Here is a 4,460-nt window from a genome sequence, read left to right as displayed (position 1 = left end):
CTTAGTTTACCTGAAGTATCTTTTGCGAATAATTTATCCCACTCACTACCCCATAATACTTTAATCACTTCCCAGCCGGCACCAGTAAATACGCCCTCTAATTCTTGAACGATTTTACCATTACCGTTTACCGGACCATCTAAACGTTGTAAGTTACAGCTAATAGTGAAGATAAGGTTATTTAATTTTTCACGACCTGCGAAAGATAATGCACCTTTAGACTCAATTTCGTCCATCTCACCATCACCTAAGAAGGCATAAACTTTTTGATCTGCGGTATCTTTTAAGCCACGATGTTCTAAATATTTTAAGAAACGTGCTTGGTAGATAGCATTAACAGGACCTAAACCCATTGATACGGTTGAGAATTGCCAGAATTCAGGCATTAATTTAGGGTGAGGGTAAGAAGATAAGCCGTCAACAAAAGCTTCTTGACGGAAGTTATCCATTTGTTCTTCAGTAATGCGACCTTCTAAGAACGCACGACCATACATACCAGGAGCAGCGTGTCCTTGGAAGAAGATTAAATCACCGCCATTTTTCTCAGTCGGAGCTTTGAAAAAGTGGTTGAAACAAACTTCATACATTGTAGCCGCTGATTGGAATGTTGAGATGTGTCCACCTAAGTCAAGATCTTTTTTCTGGCTACGAAGTACTGTTGCAATCGCGTTCCAACGTACCGCAGAACGAATACGACGCTCGATTTTATGATCACCCGGATAAGCTGGTTGCTCAGAAACAGGAATCGTGTTTACATAATCTGTCGTTGTACCTGTTGGCAATGAAACACCGCCAGCACGAGCTTGGCTAATAACTTGTTCAACAATAAATTGAGCACGCTCTAGACCTTCTTCACGAATTAATGAATCGAGTGATGCTAACCAATCTTGAGTTTCGATTGGATCTACGTCATTTCTCAAGTTCTCTGACATAGTATTCTTCCTTATTAAATTAATGATTGAAGTATAAATAACAAAATTTTAACAAATTTTGCTTGTTTGATGGTTTTTAGACCAATTTTGATCGAAAAAATTCATCTTAAATCGCTATTTTGAATTTCTTCTTAGCTGAAACTTAAGACTAAAAACCACAAGTAAACTAATTATCTATTTGATTTTAAACGTTTTTTACAGAAAATTATAAAATTTGTTTAAATTTTGTAGATAAATTTGTAGTGCAAGATAGCAAAAATCGCTGGTTTTGTCTAATTTTCAAGGGGAAGGCTTTCTTCTCCATTTATGAAAATAAAGTAACATCACATTCTATTTTTGCTTTAAACGAACCTTAGCAACCTCTTGAATAAGTGATGGACCTTGATAAATCATCACAGAGTAAACTTGAAGTAAACTCGCACCGGCATCAATTTTCTCCTGCCCGCTTTCTAGTGAATGAATGCCTCCGCTTCCAATGATAGGTACACGCCCGTTTAATTCTGTAGATAATCTTGCAATCAATTTAGTACTTAATTGATGCAGTGGCTTACCACTTAATCCACCTTGCTGCTCAGAGTGCGTTAGACCAACCACACTTTCACGAGAAAGCGTGGTATTACCTGCAATGACACCATCAATTTGATGTCGAACCAGACTATCTGCAACAGACGCAATTTCTTCATCGGTTAAATCAGGGGCAATTTTTAATACAAGCGGTCGATATTTACCAATTTTTTGCGAAAGTAATACTTGTTCTTGCTTAAGGTTATACAGTAAATCATCTAAGGCTTCGCCATATTGCAAACTACGCAAATTTTTAGTGTTTGGCGATGAGATATTAACCGTTACATAATCCGCATATTCATACACTTTGCGTAAGCAAATCAAATAATCATCTAAGCTACGCTCAATCGGCGTGATCGCATTTTTACCGATATTAATTCCTAGAATGCCGTCATATTTTGCTTTTTTCACATTTTCAATTAAAGCATCTACCCCTTTGTTATTAAAGCCGTTACGGTTAATAATGCCTTCAGCTTCCAAAACTCGAAACTGCCTTGGTTTAGGGTTTCCGTCTTGTGCAACAGGCGTAACCGTCCCCACTTCAATAAAGCCAAACCCTAATTTACCAAAGCCATCAATGGCTTCACCATTTTTATCTGCTCCTGCCGCTAAACCAATCGGATTTTTAAAATGTAGTCCCATTACTGTTATTGGGTTAGAGGGTATGGAGAACGGCGAAAAAGGTAGCTTTCCTACTAATCCTAATGCTTGAATGGAAAATTGATGTGCATTTTCAGCATCAAGCAAAAATAAAAATTGACGTATAAGAGAATACATACAGATATTTTCCCTAATTATAAACAGTTATAAAAAAGCCCAATCATAGGATTGGGCATTCGGGCAATAAAATCATTAAGCATCAAACATTGCAGAGATAGACTCTTCATTGCTGATACGGCGGATTGCTTCGGCAAGCATTCCTGATAAAGTTAAAACTCGTACTTTGTTAAGAGCTTTGATTTCATTGCTTAACGGAATTGTATCTGTTACCACAATTTCATCTAATGCCGGGTTTGCTAAGTTTTGAGCAGCAGAACCTGAGAACACCGCGTGCGTTGCATAAGCAAATACACGACGAGCACCACGCTCTTTTAATGCTTCAGCTGCTTTAGCTAATGTGCCACCAGTATCGATCATATCATCAACTAAGATACAATCACGCTCAGCCACATCACCAATAATGTGCATTACTTGAGATACATTCGCTTTCGGGCGACGTTTATCAATAATTGCCATATCCGTATCATTAAGCAATTTAGCTACCGCTCTTGCACGCACTACTCCACCGATATCCGGAGAAACCACAATCGGGTTCACTAAATCGGTTTTCTTCAAAATATCTTCGATTAACACCGGTGAGCCAAATACGTTATCCACCGGCACATCGAAGAATCCTTGAATTTGCTCTGCGTGTAAATCACAAGTTAATACTCTATCAACACCCACGCTTGATAAGAAGTCTGCTACCACTTTTGCTGTAATAGGTACACGAGCTGAACGTACACGTCTATCTTGGCGAGCATAGCCAAAGTATGGGATAACTGCTGTAATACGACCGGCAGAAGCACGACGTAGAGCGTCCACCATCACAATCAATTCCATAAGATTATCATTAGTTGGTGCACAAGTTGATTGCACAATGAAAATATCGCCTCCACGCACATTTTCATTGATTTGCACTTGAATTTCACCATCGCTAAAACGACCAACAGTTGCATTACCTAACGAGGTATAAAGATGTTTTGCAATACGATTAGCGAGTTCCGGCGTTGCGTTGCCCGCAAACAGTTTAATATCTGTCATTGAGTGATCCTTTGGTTATTGGTGGTTAGTTTGGAGTAATTTTTGATGTAATGGCGAAATATTTTGTCCTCTCGCCACAAAGCCAAATGTCTCTTCCGGCTTATGTGCAAAAACCTGCTCGGCTTCTGCTTTTGTATCAAATTCGGCGAAAATACAAGCACCAGTGCCTGTCAGCCTAAACGGTGCATATTGTAACAATTCTTGCATAAGATCTTCAACCGCAGAATACCTTTCTCGCACAACTTTTTCGCAATCGTTTGCCCATTTTGAAGATAATAATTCTGATAAAGTGCGTTTTGGCGTATTTCTAGGTAAGTTTGGATCGTTAAAAACCACTGCCGTTGAAATGGAAACTTCAGGCTTTAATACCACATACCATTTTTCTTCCGGCTCACAAGGCGTTAAAACTTCTCCAACCCCTTCGGCAAAAGCGGCAATACCTCTGACGAAGATCGGCACATCAGCCCCTAAACTTAGCCCTAATTTCGCCAACTGCTCAAGTGAAAGCCCTGTTTGCCATAAATGATTTAAGCCCACCAACACTGTAGCGGCATTTGATGAACCGCCACCCACACCGCCGCCCATCGGCAAATTTTTAGTAATGCCAATTTTCGCCCCTTTGTTGCAAGCGGTCGTTTTTTGCAAAAGTTTTGCAGCTCGGTAAATTAAGTTATCTCCAACCGCCACACCTTCAACTTGATTTATTAGCTCAATTTCAGGGTTATCGGTAATTTCAATCTCAATTTCATCGCCAAAGTCTAAAAATTGAAATAGCGTTTGCAACTCGTGATAGCCATCTGCCCGTTTATTGGTAATATACAAAAACAGGTTCAATTTAGCCGGACTGGGTAAAATCACTTTTTCCATTAATAAGTCCATCTTTCAATGCGGATTTTTAACGTCTGCGTACCGTTTTCAAGCACAATTAATTTTGGCAAATTCGGTACACGATCTTCGTGATATTCCACATAACTTGCTTTCCAAATCGTGCCATTCAGCGGATAACTAAATTGTGAAAGCTGACGTTTTTCATTCACAATATAATTCCCTTCTTTTTCAGGCTGACCTTTTACCCAATAGGCAAATTGGTCGATTGGGAACGACACTCCGATAATCTCTTGCATTAGGGCATCAATATCACGATCTGAACGGCTATTACCT

At 39.3% G+C, this 4,460-nt stretch carries 4 protein-coding genes and 1 pseudogene; all 5 read right to left on the bottom strand.

Annotated elements, in window-relative coordinates; translation table 11 throughout:
• Positions 1-932, bottom strand: a pseudogene (gene aceE / locus ACJHV0_RS06195) (pyruvate dehydrogenase (acetyl-transferring), homodimeric type); the annotation flags it as partial.
• 330 nt (positions 933-1,262) lie between these two features.
• The gene (gene pyrD / locus ACJHV0_RS06190) at positions 1,263-2,273 is read right to left on the bottom strand and encodes a quinone-dependent dihydroorotate dehydrogenase (RefSeq protein ID WP_483133678.1); all 1,011 of its coding nucleotides are present in this window, start codon (positions 2,271-2,273) and stop codon (positions 1,263-1,265) included.
• 75 nt (positions 2,274-2,348) lie between these two features.
• Positions 2,349-3,299: a ribose-phosphate pyrophosphokinase gene (locus ACJHV0_RS06185; protein WP_025236145.1), complete on the bottom strand. Its 951-nt coding sequence runs from the start codon at positions 3,297-3,299 to the stop codon at positions 2,349-2,351.
• Positions 3,300-3,314: 15 nt separating this feature from the next.
• On the bottom strand, positions 3,315-4,178 hold the full coding sequence (ispE, locus tag ACJHV0_RS06180) for a 4-(cytidine 5'-diphospho)-2-C-methyl-D-erythritol kinase (RefSeq protein WP_483133677.1): 864 nt from the start codon (positions 4,176-4,178) through the stop codon (positions 3,315-3,317).
• Positions 4,166-4,460 (bottom strand): lipoprotein insertase outer membrane protein LolB (gene lolB / locus ACJHV0_RS06175; protein ID WP_483133676.1); only part of this gene is annotated, 295 nt, incomplete at its 5' end. The genes ispE and lolB, both read right to left, overlap by 13 nt.

It is taken from the genome of Mannheimia sp. (genome assembly GCF_056854775.1).
This window is presented reverse-complemented; position numbering and strand designations above follow the sequence as displayed.

Bases quoted from the DNA above. Each gene is read 5' to 3' on its own strand.
- pyrD (WP_483133678.1), bottom strand. From the start codon at position 2,273: ATGTATTCTCTTATACGTCAATTTTTATTTTTGCTTGATGCTGAAAAT.
- ACJHV0_RS06185 (WP_025236145.1), bottom strand. From the start codon at position 3,299: ATGACAGATATTAAACTGTTTGCGGGCAACGCAACGCCGGAACTCGCT.
- ispE (WP_483133677.1), bottom strand. From the start codon at position 4,178: ATGGACTTATTAATGGAAAAAGTGATTTTACCCAGTCCGGCTAAATTG.